The organism is Pseudomonas sp. LBUM1646, assembly GCF_059716165.1.
The window spans coordinates 764666-780155 of sequence record NZ_CP166810.1 but is presented as its reverse complement, the minus strand read 5'-3'; the positions used below and the strand labels follow the sequence as shown (position 1 = coordinate 780155).

The 15490-nt window shown below is 60.4% G+C and carries 10 protein-coding genes; 9 read left to right on the top strand and 1 reads right to left on the bottom strand.

The genetic code is table 11. The features are described from left to right. The first annotated feature begins 14 nt into the window (after window positions 1–14). On the top strand, window positions 15–476 hold the full coding sequence (gene accB / locus ACA071_RS03315; RefSeq protein ID WP_054044024.1) for an acetyl-CoA carboxylase biotin carboxyl carrier protein: 462 nt from the start codon (window positions 15–17) through the stop codon (window positions 474–476). Window positions 477–493: 17 nt separating this feature from the next. After that, a complete protein-coding gene (accC, locus tag ACA071_RS03310) occupies window positions 494–1849 on the top strand; it encodes an acetyl-CoA carboxylase biotin carboxylase subunit (RefSeq protein ID WP_497643113.1) in 1356 nt (451 codons plus the stop codon). A 74-nt stretch (window positions 1850–1923) separates the two neighbouring features. Here accC and ACA071_RS03305 read toward each other — a convergent pair whose 3' ends face one another. After that, window positions 1924–5550: a hypothetical protein gene (locus tag ACA071_RS03305; protein WP_497643112.1), complete on the bottom strand. Its 3627-nt coding sequence runs from the start codon at window positions 5548–5550 to the stop codon at window positions 1924–1926. Window positions 5551–5821: 271 nt separating this feature from the next. Here ACA071_RS03305 and prmA point away from each other — a divergent pair, with 271 nt between their 5' ends. The 7 genes from prmA to ACA071_RS03270 all read left to right on the top strand — a co-directional run bounded on the left by prmA (window position 5822) and on the right by ACA071_RS03270 (window position 15466). Then, entirely contained in the window at window positions 5822–6700 is an 879-nt protein-coding gene (gene prmA, locus ACA071_RS03300; protein WP_163908106.1) for a 50S ribosomal protein L11 methyltransferase, read from the top strand. A gap of 30 nt (window positions 6701–6730) precedes the next feature. Next, window positions 6731–7945 (top strand): DUF3426 domain-containing protein, encoded by a 1215-nt coding sequence (locus tag ACA071_RS03295; protein ID WP_497643111.1) that lies wholly within the window; start codon window positions 6731–6733, stop codon window positions 7943–7945. Window positions 7946–8130: 185 nt separating this feature from the next. Next, on the top strand, window positions 8131–9141 hold the full coding sequence (dusB, locus tag ACA071_RS03290) for a tRNA dihydrouridine synthase DusB (protein ID WP_497643110.1): 1011 nt from the start codon (window positions 8131–8133) through the stop codon (window positions 9139–9141). Beyond that, complete coding sequence (gene fis, locus ACA071_RS03285; RefSeq protein ID WP_007907419.1) at window positions 9138–9458, top strand: DNA-binding transcriptional regulator Fis; 321 nt, start codon at window positions 9138–9140, stop codon at window positions 9456–9458. Before dusB ends, fis begins: the two co-directional genes overlap by 4 nt. An 81-nt stretch (window positions 9459–9539) precedes the next feature. After that, window positions 9540–11147, top strand: a complete 1608-nt coding sequence (gene purH, locus ACA071_RS03280) for a bifunctional phosphoribosylaminoimidazolecarboxamide formyltransferase/IMP cyclohydrolase (protein ID WP_497643109.1) — start codon at window positions 9540–9542, stop codon at window positions 11145–11147. 146 nt (window positions 11148–11293) lie between these two features. Beyond that, window positions 11294–12589, top strand: coding sequence for a phosphoribosylamine--glycine ligase (gene purD / locus ACA071_RS03275; protein ID WP_497643108.1), 1296 nt, complete (start codon window positions 11294–11296; stop codon window positions 12587–12589). A 99-nt stretch (window positions 12590–12688) separates the two neighbouring features. Beyond that, on the top strand, window positions 12689–15466 hold the full coding sequence (locus ACA071_RS03270; RefSeq protein WP_497643107.1) for a hybrid sensor histidine kinase/response regulator: 2778 nt from the start codon (window positions 12689–12691) through the stop codon (window positions 15464–15466). Window positions 15467–15490: the final 24 nt, after the last annotated feature.

The following is a 15490-nucleotide window of genomic DNA, read 5'->3' as shown; positions in this document are numbered from 1 at the left end:
GGAGTTGATGATTCATGGATATCCGTAAAGTTAAGAAACTGATCGAATTGCTGGAAGAGTCCGGCATCGACGAGCTCGAGATCAAGGAAGGCGAAGAGTCCGTACGCATCAGCCGTCACAGCAAGACCCCGGCTCAGCAGTACTACGCTCCTGCGCCAATGCACGCTCCGGCACCGGCACCTGTTGCCGCTGCTCCGGTTGCTGCCGCCGCCCCTGCTGCTCCGGCCGCGCCAGTGCTGAACGGCACCGTTGCCCGTTCGCCGATGGTCGGTACTTTCTATCGCAAATCTTCCCCGTCCTCGCCGTCCTTCGTTGAAGTCGGCCAGACCGTGAAGAAAGGCGACACCCTGTGCATCGTTGAAGCCATGAAGATGATGAACCACATCGAAGCTGAAACCAGCGGTGTGATCGAATCCATCCTCGTCGAAGACGGCCAGCCGGTTGAGTACGACCAACCGCTGTTCACCATCGTTTGAACCGCGGAGAGACTTTGATGACTGCGAAGTTGGAAAAAGTTCTGATCGCCAACCGCGGTGAGATCGCCCTGCGGATCCTGCGTGCCTGCAAAGAGATGGGCATCAAGACCGTCGCCGTTTATTCCACGGCTGACAAAGAGCTGATGCACCTGGGTCTGGCGGACGAATCCGTCTGCATCGGTCCGGCATCGGCTGCAAAGTCTTACCTGCACATTCCGGCGATCATCGCCGCTGCTGAAGTGACCGGCGCTACCGCCATTCACCCAGGCTACGGTTTCCTCGCGGAAAACGCCGATTTCGCCGAACAGGTCGAGAACTCCGGCTTCGCCTTCATTGGCCCGAAAGCCGACACCATTCGCCTGATGGGCGACAAGGTATCGGCCAAGCACGCCATGATCGCTGCCGGTGTTCCAACCGTTCCGGGTTCCGACGGCCCACTGCCGGAAGACGAAGAAACTGCGCTGCGCATCGGCCGTGAAGTCGGCTACCCGGTGATCATCAAGGCCGCTGGCGGCGGTGGTGGTCGCGGCATGCGCGTTGTGCATAAAGAAGAAGACCTGATTTCTTTCGCAAAACTGACCCGTACTGAAGCAGGTGCGGCGTTCGGCAACCCGATGGTCTATCTGGAAAAATTCCTGACCAACCCACGTCACGTGGAAGTCCAGGTGCTTTCTGACGGTCAAGGCCACGCCATCCATCTGGGCGATCGCGATTGCTCGCTGCAACGTCGTCACCAGAAGGTTCTCGAAGAAGCGCCGGCACCGGGCATCGACGAGAAGGCTCGTGCTGAAGTCCTCGCTCGCTGCGTCAAGGCGTGCATCGACATCAACTACCGTGGCGCAGGCACTTTCGAGTTCCTGTACGAAAACGGCGCGTTCTATTTCATCGAAATGAACACCCGCGTTCAGGTTGAGCACCCGGTATCGGAAATGGTCACTGGCATCGACATCGTCAAGGAGATGCTCAGCATCGCCGCTGGCAACAAGCTGTCGTACACCCAGGAAGACGTCGTCATCCGCGGTCACGCACTTGAATGCCGGATCAACGCCGAAGACCCTAGAACCTTCATGCCAAGCCCAGGCACGGTCAAGCATTTCCACGCTCCAGGCGGCAACGGCGTTCGCGTCGATTCGCACCTGTACAGTGGCTATGCCGTTCCGCCGAACTACGATTCGTTGATCGGCAAGCTGATCACCTACGGCGCAACCCGTGACGAAGCCCTGGCGCGCATGCGCAATGCGCTGGACGAAATCGTGGTCGACGGGATCAAGACCAACATCCCGCTGCACCGCGATCTGGTCCGCGATGAAGGCTTCTGCAAAGGTGGAATCAACATCCACTACCTGGAACACAAGCTGGCCAACCAGCATTAAGATGTGATCCAGACCAACAAAGCCGCTTTCGAGCGGCTTTGTTGTTTCTGCCTTATGAGCTTTCCTTCAGCGAGTTACACCTGAAGGGCATCATGGCTGGCCATGTTCTTGAGATATTCAGACCAGGGATCACGGCCACTGATCGCCTCGTCCAGACTCATCGCGCTACCTGCCGATGCACGCAGCCCCAAGCTCGCCGCAAACAGACTGTCACTGAGAACGTCCGAGGCAAGGCTACGGATTCTGTATGACGTCATGGTTTTCGGCACGCTCAAGACATTGGCATCCACGGATGCCTGATCGGTCGCCGACGCAAAGTGACCCACCTTTCCCAGGATGACCGTAGACGTCACGCCAGGCGTGGACATCTCCCCCTTGTCATAGGCCGCCCAGTCGATAGGCAAAAGCATTGCCGACGAACTTTGCGTGGTCCCTCCCCCTGGCACCGCTTCGGCATCCCCAAGCAGACGCAGGGCATTCAAGTCAGGTCGCTCGACAATCGTCAGTTGTCCAGGGAAAAACTCATAAGCGCAATCGGGAAAGGCTGGATGCTGGCACAGCACGATGATGCCGAAACGCCCTTTCGTCACTACGCCTGCCCCCGACTGACTCACGGAGAATAGCGTTAACGTCCCATATTCCAGACGCTTGCGATGACTCAGCGTCAATAACGACATGTTGTACTGAAGCACCTGCTCATAGGCCGACCACAGTTCATTCTCCCGAGTGATGAACACGCCGCCATACGACTTGTTAACGTCGCTCAGCAAACGGAAACTCTCAGCCATGAGCGGGTAATTGAGGGTGTCGGTCGTGGAGTACCAGCGATTCGAAGCCGAGACCAATTGCCCGGACAGGTGCAAATCGACAAGCGAAGCCTTTTGGACGCTCTGCTCCTGCTCCGAGCCTGTTTCTCGCGAACCTTGCGAATCATCCGCCAACTGCGCCAGGACCTTCTGCTCCAGCGCCACATTGCCCGGGAAAACCCGGCGAAGATCAGCCAAAGCCAGCTCTCTACGAGTGCTGGCTACACGATGAAATGAGGCAATGGCTGTTTCAAGCGCATCATATTGCACCAGCAAAGCCCTTTTCGCCGTGGCAAATTCTGCATCGGCAAACACCTCCCTGTTTTTCGGCAACAGGCCATTGGCACTCGCCCAGTCGATCATTGGGCCGGCGAATTCTTTCAGGTTCCAGTACTCCGGTTTCATGGACCGCAGTCTGTCCCCGCTCATGATGCTCTCGTACGTCAGGCGACGAGATGATCCGGGGTACTTTCCTTCCAGATACGCGACACAGTGCTTGAAATGCACCCACACTTGGCCCGTCATGTAGGCCATCTCATCAGGAATGTCACGCACCAGGAACTCGGGAGCAACGCCACTGAGCAACAGGTGGGTCGCCAGCGGCGCAGCATCGGCGCTCATCTTGTAGTGAGACTCAAGCCGCATCTCGACACTGCGCAACAGATTGCCATAGCTGTCCGCCCAGAATCGCTGATCGGCCAGGTCAACCCCGGCAATCCGGTTCCTGCTCTGACCCGCTTGCGGATCGAGACTGAGGATCGCGGCAGCCAGCACCAGCGAATGACGACCGGCTCGGGTCATTGCATGCGCGGCATGCCCCCCTTGCCAGGTCACCGCGCTGGCCAGCAAACCCGCCAGGTGTTGCGCCCGTGTGCTGGCGAGCATTTGCGAGAGCAAAAGATCGGCCTCCGCTCGCACGCTCACTCGGGTTTTCCCCTTCACGACCGTCTCTGCAAGGTAGTCGAACAACGAGCCATCGCGCCCGACCATAAACTGCACAGCCGCTTCGCGTAGCTGTTGGCGCTGAGACGGTGAAAGCACAACCGTCACCTCAGCCCTCTTCAGTGCCGACCAGTAATACAGCGAAGTACCGATCCTGGGCATGTAATGCTCGGGCTCTTCAATGATCTGCAGGCGGCGAGACAACAATGGCGACGACACGGAGGCGAACGTCCCACCCAGCGCATTCCAGTACTCCACGGACGCGCGAGGACGCAGAGGAATCGCCTGCAATCGCTGCGCCACGTTCCGGGCCTCCATGGCGGTGGCGGGTGTCCCGAAGCTGTAGAACTTCAGCATCTGCTCCAGCGTAACCTCGCCGTTGGATCGAAGGGCTTCACCCGCGCGTTTGGCAGTCAAGGCGAGAGACTTGAACTTGTCTGCAAGGGTGGCGACCGCCCTCACTGCACTGTCCAGGTCTACCCAGGTACCGTCCCGCTTACGGGCACCGACATAGCCTGAGCCGGTCACCAGGACATGACCGGCGGGATCAAGCTCCTTGGCAGTCCTGATCTTTACAAACTCATCAAGCGACATGACGGCCAACAGCTCTTTTCTGCCAAACGCCGTGATTTCCGACAAGGGTGAATCAGGATCGATGGAAACGTTCAGACCCGCAGTGGAGATCGTAGCGGTGTCCGCTTTGGCGCGGCTCAAGGTTTCGAGTTCAAAGCCCATCCAAAAGCGATTATTGAGCAAACCGATGTAACGCCGGTGCCTGAGCAGCGCCGCTGCGGAATGTGCCGACGCATGGACATAGGGTGTCGACGACTCGGTTGACTGACCAAGGGCCAGGACCAGCGTCCGAACCTCGTCCGCATCAGTCGGCGCTTCACGCTCATACGCCCCCAATACGAAGGCCAGGCTGAAACAGCCATCAGGATGAACGTCGGAACCGAGCTTTTGCGACTGTGCGGCAAGCTCCCGAAAATCACCGGCCACTTCCGGCGCAGAGAGCCTGTTGGCCGCAACTGGCTTAGGGACCGCATAACGGTCGATCTCCATGAGGGTTCGCTCGATCCTGGAAAAATAGTAGCCCGTCGGCGCGGTCGATTTCCCCACATTCAATTTAATGCTCAGACCTTGCAGCAACCGCAGCGCCGAATTCATCGTTAGAGCCAGCATCGAGCCGGAATCAAGCTTGATCCGCCTTCGATAGGTTTCTACAAAATCGTAATCCGCATTGCTCGCCAGTTGATCCCGCAAGGCTTTTTCCAACTCGATGGCCAGCTTCGCGCAGTCTTTGGCCTGTTCCGCCTGTTCCACCGAAACCGATGTGGAAATATGGCCACTGCTATCGATGACCGGAAACCCGGACAGCCGCCGTAACTCGTCGACCAAGACGTGGGCCTGAGGCCGATTGGCTGGCAGCGGATAACCGTAGAAAGCCAGGGTCGCCCGCAGGGAAAACACATTTTTGGAGGCCGTCGACGGATCCCTGATACCGAAGGGATCGACGCCGGCGGGGTCGATGATTTGCACCACGGCATTGATGGGATCAGCCACCCCCCACCAACCCGAGTCATCGTGCAATGCCATGACGCTTGGGGTCGTGACACCACCCTGGACGACATCGACGTACAAGGTCCCGCCCTGCACCCGCAGGCTGCCGAGATCCAGATGGCGCTGAGCGGCCCAGGCCAGGAATTCCGGATGCTGAATGGCTTTCAGGTAGACATCCAGCCATTGCCACAGCATGCAATTCTCGGGGAGATCGAACGTATCGGGCATTTCATAGCGGATGGAGTCGCGACGGATGGCAGTCGACAGGCAGTCGATCAGCGTGTCGATCAGCACCCGGTCCCCCGCGTCCCCCTTGGTCTGAAAGTCCGCCAGCCGACTCGAATCAATGTCCTTGCCGACCACTTGGCCCCTGATAAAAAGATGTTCTTCCATGAAATGAAGTACCGCTGCTGGGGCCCTCAGGTATTGGGGCGCCTTGAGCCTCAATAGTCCCGCAGTGAAAAACGGGCCAATAGAGGGCAATTCCGGGAGCACTGCGAGAGGAATCCGCGAAGCCGGTAGGGGCCTTCCCCGTCGATAAGTAAGAACGCGACCGCTCCCCCCATCAAAGCAATCCGGTCGTCTTCTGGGCCGCGCTCGCGTAAACTTGCGCGCTTCTCGCAGCCCGCTAGGCTGCAATCAATATTTTTCAAAGGTGCCCGCCATGCCTTGGCTGCAAGTCCGTCTCGCCATCAGCCCAGAACAAGCCGAAACCTACGAAGACGCTTTCCTTGAAGTAGGCGCCGTGTCGGTGACGTTCATGGACGCCGAAGACCAGCCGATCTTCGAGCCGGAACTCAACACCACCCCGCTGTGGTCGCACACGCACCTGCTGGCGCTGTTCGAGGACGGCACCGAAGCCGCCAGCGTGCTGGCCCACATGGAGTTGCTGACCGGCGGCCCGCTGCCCGAGCATCACAGCGAAATCATCGAGGACCAGGACTGGGAACGCAGCTGGATGGATGGCTTCCAGCCGATGCGTTTCGGTGAGCGCCTGTGGATCGTCCCGAGCTGGCACGCCGCGCCTGAGCCGGATGCCGTGAACCTGCTGCTCGATCCGGGCCTGGCATTCGGCACCGGTACGCACCCGACCACCGCGCTGTGCCTGGAATGGCTCGATGGCCAGGACCTGAAAGACTGCAACGTCCTCGACTTCGGTTGTGGCTCGGGGATTCTGGCGATCGCCGCCCTGTTGCTGGGCGCCAAGCAAGCCGTCGGTACCGACATCGACGTGCAAGCCCTGGAAGCTTCCCGCGACAACGCCGGGCGCAACAACATTGCTGAAGCACTGTTCCCGCTGTACCTGCCAGAAGATCTGCCGCAGGTGCAGGCCGACGTGCTGGTCGCCAATATCCTCGCTGGCCCGCTGGTTTCCCTGGCACCGCAGTTGTCCAGCCTGGTCAAGCCGGGCGGCCGCCTGGCGCTGTCGGGCATCCTCGCCGAACAAGGCGAAGAAGTCGCCAAGGCCTACGCCCAGGACTTCGATCTGGACCCGATCGCCAATCGCGATGGCTGGGTGCGCATCACTGGCCGTCGGCGCTAGAATGAGCGCCTGCATAATCCGGATCGCCGCATGACCGACAGCTTCGTCACCCAGTGCCCGCATTGCCAAACCAGCTTCCGCGTCAGCCATGCTCAATTGAGCGTGGCCCGTGGAGTGGTTCGCTGTGGCTCATGTTTGCAGGTGTTCAACGCCGCCAAGCAACTGCTTGAGCAACGGGCCGGCAAAGAAGCCGTCAAACCGGTCGCCCCGGCCATCGTCGAGCCGCCGGTCCGGGCCATCAGCCAAAAGCAGTGGTCTGCGGCCGAAATGGATCTGGACAGCCTCGACCTGGACCAGGAACTCGCCCGGCTCGAACAGCGGGAAATCCAGCCGACCAAGGAATTGGGCCATCACCGCGAAGACTCCTTGAGCGCGCGCCGGGACAGTGTCGAGGCCGACGAAGAGCCGTGGTCCGACAGCCTCTACAGCGAATCGGCGGCTGATCGCGCCCAGGCCGTCGAAGCCGACCAACGGGAAACGCAGACAGAACCGGGCAAGCACTCGCGCACTGAACCTTCGTTCTCGCTGGAACCGGTTGATCTGGACGACGAGCCCCAGGTGCCGCAACTGCGCCTGAATGATCCACTCGACGCGCCCCTGCGCCATGATCGTCTGTCGGCAACCAATACAACTGACGACGACCTGCCCCCGATTACCTCCTTGCGCAAGCGACACGAACGCAGCGAGGCGACCGAGCGTGACGAAGCCTTGCACGACCTGACCGACGACCCGTTGCAACTGGACTGGCAGAAACGCCGTTCGCCGTGGGGCCGACGGATGTTATGGCTGGTATTGATCCTGCTCGCCGCCGCTGCCCTTGCCGGCCAATACATTGCCTACCATTTCGACGAAATGGCCCGCCAGGACCAATACCGTCCATGGTTCCAGCAACTGTGCCCACAAATCGGCTGCACGGTGCCGTCCAAGGTCGACATCGCCAAGATCAAAAGCAGCAACCTGGTGGTGCGCAGCCACCCGGATTTCAGCGGCGCATTGGTGGTGGACGCCATCATCTATAACCGCGCGGCGTTCTCCCAGCCCTTCCCGCTGCTGGAACTGCGTTTCGCCGATCTCAACGGTCACCTGATCGCCAGTCGTCGCTTCAAGCCCGGCGAGTACCTCAACGGCGACCTCGAAGGGATGGCCGAGATGCCACCACAAACGCCGATCCACATCGCGTTGGACATCCTCGATCCAGGCCCCAAAGCGGTGAACTACAGCCTGAGCTTCCATTCGCCCGAGTGAAACGCTTCAGTGTTCCGGGATTGACGGCGGTTTTCTGACTTTGCCCCCGCGAACCAAACCGCTGGCGATAACAGAAGAACTGTTCAGATTTTGTTCAATTCAGCCTTTATCCAGTCATCGAGAGCGGGTATCATGCCAACCCTTTTTCGAACTCTAATGATCCGGCCCCACAACAGGGAAGTCCTATGTCGGCGGTACGCATCGGTCCATATACATTGCACAACGGCTTGATCCTCGCCCCGATGGCGGGGGTCACCGACCAGCCCTTTCGTCAGCTGTGCAAGCGACTGGGCGCAGGGCTTGTAGTCTCGGAAATGGTCACCAGCGACATGAGCTTGTGGAACACCCGCAAATCGCGGATGCGCATGATTCACGAAGGTGATCCCGAGCCACGCTCGGTACAGATCGCCGGTGGCGATGCGCAAATGCTGGCGGACGCGGCCCGGGCCAACGTGGAACTGGGCGCACAGATTATTGATATCAACATGGGCTGTCCGGCCAAGAAGGTCTGCAACAAGGCCGCCGGTTCCGCACTGTTGAAAGATGAAGCACTGGTGACCGAGATCCTGCAGGCCGTGGTGGCTGCGGTTGATGTGCCGGTCACGTTGAAGATCCGCACGGGTTGGGACCGGGACAACAAGAACGGCCTGACCGTGGCGAAGATCGCCGAGCAGGCCGGCATTACGGCGTTGGCGGTCCATGGCCGCACCCGGGCCGACCTGTACACCGGTGAGGCCGAGTACGACACCATTGCCGCGATCAAGCAGGCGGTGTCGATTCCGGTCTTTGCCAATGGCGACATCGATTCACCCGAGAAGGCCCGGTACGTGCTCGACGCGACCGGAGTCGATGGCCTGTTGATAGGCCGGGCCGCCCAGGGGCGGCCATGGATTTTTCGTGAGATCGACCATTTTCTGCGTACCGGCGAAAAGCTGCCGGCACCGGAGCTGATCGAGGTGGAACGTATTCTGCTTGAGCATCTGGCCGCGCTGCACGCCTTCTACGGAGACGTGATGGGCGTACGCATTGCTCGCAAGCATGTGGGCTGGTACCTCGCAACCCTGCCGGGCGCCAGGGAGTTCCGCGCCCACTTCAATCGTTTGGATGGTACGGAAACACAATGCGCCAACGTTCGGGAGTTCTTCGCCGAGCGTTACAAGAGCCTGACAGGGGACGGAGAAGGGGTGGCCGCATGACGATGATGACCGAGACTTTAGTGAGTGGAACAACACCCGTGAGCGACAACGTGAATTTGAAACAGCACCTCAATACGCCGAGCGAAGAAGGTCAGACCCTTCGCGGGAGTGTCGAGAAGGCGCTGCACAATTATTTCGCCCACCTTGAAGGCGCTGCCGTCACGGATGTGTACAACCTGGTGCTCTCCGAAGTCGAGGCGCCCCTGCTCGAATGCGTGATGAACTACGTCAAGGGCAACCAGACCAAGGCCAGCGAGCTGCTCGGGCTGAACCGAGGCACGCTGCGCAAGAAACTCAAGCAGTACGATTTGCTGTAAGCATTCAATCAAACCAGAAAGGCGCCCGCGTAAAAACGGTCGCCTTTTTTGCTGACTCCTTTGCTTTTGATGGAAATTGAAATGACCGACCAGACTACCCGCCTGCCGATCCGCCGCGCCTTGATCAGCGTCTCCGACAAGACCGGGATCCTCGAATTCGCCAAGGAGCTTGAAGCTCTGGGCGTCGAGATCCTCTCCACCGGCGGAACGTTCAAGCTGCTGCGCGACAACGGTGTTGCCGCAGTGGAAGTCGCGGACTACACCGGTTTCGCGGAAATGATGGACGGTCGGGTCAAGACCCTGCACCCGAAAATCCACGGCGGGATCCTCGGTCGTCGCGGTATCGACGACGCGATCATGAACGAGCACGGCATCAAGCCGATCGACCTGGTGGCGGTCAACCTGTACCCGTTCGAAGCCACCATCAACAAGCCAGGCTGCGACCTGCCGACCGCCATCGAGAACATCGACATTGGCGGCCCGACCATGGTTCGTTCGGCAGCCAAAAACCACAAAGACGTGGCCATCGTGGTGAACGCCAGCGACTACGCCAGCGTACTGGACGGCCTCAAGGCCGGCGGCCTGACCTACGCACAGCGTTTCGACCTGATGCTCAAGGCCTTCGAACATACCGCTGCCTACGACGGCATGATCGCCAACTACATGGGCACCGTGAATCAGGCTGCTGAGACTCTCAGCACCGAAGGTCGCAGCGAGTTCCCGCGCACCTTCAACAGCCAGTTCGTCAAGGCTCAGGAAATGCGCTACGGCGAGAACCCGCACCAGAGCGCGGCGTTCTACGTGGAAGCCAAGCCTGCCGAAGTCGGCATCGCCACCGCGACCCAACTGCAAGGCAAAGAACTGTCTTACAACAACGTGGCCGACACCGACGCCGCGCTGGAATGCGTGAAAAGCTTCGTCAAGCCAGCCTGCGTGATCGTCAAGCACGCCAACCCGTGCGGCGTGGCCGTGAGCCCGGACGCTGAAGGCGGTATCCGCCAGGCCTACGAACTGGCCTACGCCACCGACACCGAGTCGGCATTCGGCGGCATCATCGCCTTCAACCGCGAGCTGGATGCTGAAACCGCCAAGGCGATCGTCGAGCGTCAGTTCGTCGAAGTGATCATTGCCCCATCCGTCAGCGCAGAAGCCCGCGCCATCGTGGCCGCGAAAGCCAACGTGCGCCTGCTGGCCTGCGGCGAGTGGTCGGCTGACCGCGCTGCTGCCTGGGACTACAAGCGCGTCAACGGCGGTTTGCTGGTACAGAGCCGCGACGTCGGCATGATCGGCAGCGAAGACCTGAAAGTCGTGACCAAGCGTGCCCCGACCGAACAGGAAATCAACGACCTGATCTTCGCCTGGAAAGTCGCCAAATACGTTAAATCCAACGCCATCGTCTACGCCAAGAACCGCCAGACCATCGGTGTCGGCGCGGGTCAGATGAGCCGCGTAAACTCCGCCCGTATCGCCGCGATCAAGGCTGAACACGCCGGTTTGCAGGTAGCAGGCTCGGTGATGGCCTCTGACGCGTTCTTCCCGTTCCGCGACGGCTTGGACAACGCAGCCAAGGTCGGCATCACTGCGGTGATCCAGCCAGGCGGCTCGATGCGTGATAACGAAGTGATTGCAGCGGCCGACGAGGCTGGCATTGCCATGGTTTTTACCGGCATGCGCCACTTCCGTCACTGATTGATCGTTCCCACGCTCTGCGTGGGAATGCAGCCCGGGACGCTCTGCGTCCCAAGAGCGGACGCAGAGCGTCCATTGAGGCATTCCCACGCAGAGCGTGGGAACGATCAGCCCCCACAGAATTAGCGTCATCCGAGGTTTTTGAAATGAATGTTTTGATCATTGGCAGCGGTGGCCGTGAACACGCCCTGGCCTGGAAAGTGGCTCAGGATCCGCGCGTGCAGAAGGTTTTCGTTGCCCCGGGCAACGCCGGAACCGCCATCGAAGCCAAGTGCGAGAACGTCGCTATCGACGTGCTGGCCCTTGAGCAACTGGCCGATTTTGCCGAAAAGAACGTTTCCCTGACCATCGTTGGCCCGGAAGTGCCACTGGTCGCGGGCGTTGTCGATCTGTTCCGCTCCCGAGGCCTGGATTGCTTCGGCCCGACCGCAGGCGCTGCCCAGCTCGAAGGTTCGAAAGCGTTCACCAAAGATTTCCTGGCTCGCCACAAGATCCCGACCGCCGACTACCAGAACTTCACCGAGATCGAGCCGGCCCTGGCTTATCTGCGTGAGAAAGGCGCACCGATCGTGATCAAAGCCGACGGCCTGGCCGCCGGCAAAGGCGTGATCGTGGCGATGACGTTGGCTGAAGCCGAAGACGCCGTGCGCGACATGCTCGCTGGCAACGCTTTCGGCGACGCCGGCTCCCGCGTGGTGATCGAAGAGTTCCTCGACGGCGAAGAAGCCAGCTTCATCGTCATGGTCGACGGCAAGAACGTGCTGCCGATGGCCACCAGCCAGGACCACAAACGCGTCGGCGACGGCGACACCGGTCCGAACACCGGCGGCATGGGTGCTTACTCCCCTGCCCCGGTCGTGACCGCTGAAGTACACAAGCGCGTCATGGACCTGGTGATCTGGCCAACCGTGCGCGGCATGGCCGATGAAGGCAATGTCTACACCGGTTTCCTCTACGCCGGTCTGATGATCGATAAAGCTGGTAACCCAAAAGTCATCGAGTTCAACTGCCGTTTCGGCGACCCAGAGACCCAACCGGTGATGCTGCGCTTGCAATCGAGCCTGGTGTTGTTGGTCGAAGCAGCCCTGGCGCAAGCCCTGGACAAGGTCGAAGCACAATGGGATCCACGTCCAAGCGTTGGCATTGTATTGGCGGCAGGCGGCTATCCTGGCGACTACGCTAAAGGCGTGGCGATCAACGGTCTGGAAGCAGCGGCGGCACTGGAAGGCAAAGTCTTCCATGCCGGCACTGCGCTCAAGGACGGTCAGGTAGTGACGGCCGGTGGTCGGGTGCTGTGCGCCACGGCGATGGGCGCCAGTGTTGACGCTGCCCAGCAGCAGGCTTACAAGCTGGCGGCGAAAATCGACTGGGAAGGCAGCTTCTATCGCAAGGACATCGGCTACCGCGCCATTGCCCGCGAGCGTGGCGAAAATCAGGAATAGGCCAGCCATTCGGCCAGGCAAGGGCTTGAGGCCCTTGCCGGACTATTCCAGCGCCGCGCATAGTTATATTCTGGCATCAACCTACGAAGGGATTTCGCCGTGCGCTGGCTCAGGATTGCCATAGGTCTTACCGTCACTCTGTTGACCTTGCTCTGCATGCTCCCGGCCCAGGCCGCGCAAGGCAGTGGCTGGTCGGTATTGCTCGACGAACAGGGCGACCTGGCGCTGAGCGACATCCGTTCCGCTCGTTTCTCCAATCAATTCAGCCCCATCGAACTCGACCGCCTCACTGCGGCCGAGCCCGACGGTGCGTTATGGCTGCGTTTCAGACTGGCACCCGGCAAGCACGAACAATTGCTGCGCGTGTTCGCACCCGACTTGTCGCACCTCAATCTGTATGTGCTGGACGGTGACAAGCTGGTCGAGCAACTGAACACCGGCACCCAACAGCCCCAGGCCGATCGGCCATTGCCAAGCAGCGACTTCATGTTGCCGCTGCCGCAAAGCGACAAAACCCTCGACGTCTACCTGCGACTGGTTTCCGAACACCAGCTGCGGCCCTACATCACCCTGCAATCGGCGGTGATGACCGCGGCCAATCAGAACCTCACGCTGATCTACGGCCTGCTGTTCGGCTGCATCGCCATGCTGATCCTGCACAACGTCGTTCGTTACGCCTACACCCGCTCGCGCAGCAGCCTCTGGCTGGCTGCCTGCGAATGCCTGCTGATGCTCAGCCTGATCCTGTTGCTGAACCTGGCCGGGCCGTGGCTGCCGAACTGGCACGCGATCCAGACCCCCGGCGCCTATCTCGCCTTGCTGCTGACCGCGCCATGCGGCCTGATGTTCGCCTATCGCTTTTTTGCGCCACTGGGTCCGCACCCGCTGAACAAGCTACTGCTCGGGGCTATCCTGTTCACGGTGGTCAGCGGGTTGCTGCTGTTATTCGTCAACACCCTGCCGCTGAACATCATCACCTATGCCCTGGTCGCGCTCGCGGGCCTGAGCATGTTGTTCGTCAGCGCCTTCCACTGGCAAAAAGGCTATCGTCCGGCCCGCCTGTTCGTGGCAGCCATGGTGGTGTTCAACATCGGCGCGCTGATTATCCTGCCCGCGCTGCTGGGGTTGACCCTGGTGGCGCCGCAAGGCCTGATCATCACCTTGTTGGCGTTCATCTGCATCAGCGGTTTGTTGATGAGCATCGCCCTGGGCGAACGCCAGCGCAGCATCACCGAAGACCGCTTCAGCGTCAGCCGCGACCTGGCTGCCAGCAACGCCGAGATCAACGCCAAGGCTGAATTCCTGGCCAAGATCAGCCACGAAATCCGCACGCCGATGAATGGCGTGTTGGGCATGACCGAACTGCTGCTGGGCACGCCGTTGTCGGTCAAGCAACGCGATTACGTGCAAACCATCCACAGCGCCGGCAACGAACTGCTGACCCTGATCAACGAGATTCTCGACATCTCCAAACTCGAGTCTGGGCAGATCGAACTGGACGACGTGCAATTCGACCTCAATGCCCTGATCGAAGATTGCCTGAGTATCTTCCGCGCCAAGGCCGAACAGCAGAATGTCGAGCTGATCAGCTTTATCCAGCCGCAAGTACCACGCGTCATCAGCGGCGACCCGACGCGTCTGCGCCAGACCCTGCTGAGCCTGCTGGAAAACGCCCTGAAAAAAACCGACGAAGGCGAGATCCTGATTGTCGTCGCCCTCGACGAACGCAGCGCTAAACCACGCCTGCGCATCGCCGTGCAGGACAGCGGCGTACCGATGGAAGCCGAAGAGCGCGATGCGCTGATGCACGCCGAACTGCACAGCAAGCATTTCCTTTCGGCCACCCGTCTGGGCGGCAACCTGGGGCTAGTGATCGCCCGTCAGCTGATTCGCCTGATGCAAGGGGAATTCGGGATCAAGAGCGGCGCCAACCAGGGCAGCACCTTGTGGCTGACCTTGCCGCTGGACCCGGATCGCCTCGAACACCCGACCTCCGACCTCGACAGCCCATTGCAAGGCGCACGCGTGCTGGTGGTGGACGACAACGACACTTGCCGCAAAGTGCTGGTGCAGCAGTGCAGCGCCTGGGGCCTGAACGTCAGCGCCGTACCCTCCGGCAAAGAGGCCCTGGCGCTGCTGCGCACCAAAGCCCACTTGCGCGACTACTTCGACGTGGTCCTGCTGGACCAGAACATGCCCGGCATGACCGGCATGCAACTGGCAGCCAAGATCAAGGAAGACCCGAGCCTGAACCACGACATCCTGCTGATCATGCTCACCGGCATCAGTAATGCGCCGAGCAAGATCATCGCCCGTAACTCCGGGATCAAGCGCATCCTCGCCAAACCGGTGGCCGGCTACACCCTCAAGACCACCTTGGCGGACGAGTTGAACCAGCGCAACAAAGGTCTCGCCGTGTCGCATCACCTGCCCGCCGGCCCCACCCTGCCGGTCAAGGTGCCGAGCGATTTCCGGATTCTGGTGGCCGAAGACAACAGCATCTCGACCAAGGTCATCCGTGGCATGCTGGGCAAGCTCAACCTGCAACCGGACACTGCCAGTAACGGCGAAGAGGCTTTGCAGGCGATGAAAGCCCAACGCTACGACCTGGTGCTGATGGACTGCGAAATGCCGATCCTCGACGGTTTCTCCGCCACCCAGCAATTGCGCGCGTGGGAAGTTGGCAACCAGCGGATTCGCACGCCGGTGGTGGCACTGACCGCACATATCCTCGCCGAGCATAAAGAACGCGCGCGGCAGGCCGGCATGGACGGGCACATGGCCAAACCGGTGGAGCTGTCGCAGTTGCGTGAGTTGATCGAACACTGGGTGGCCCAGCGTGATCAGCAGAACCGGGTCACGACGCAAACGTCCTGAGCCGACAGGCATCGCAGCGCCTGA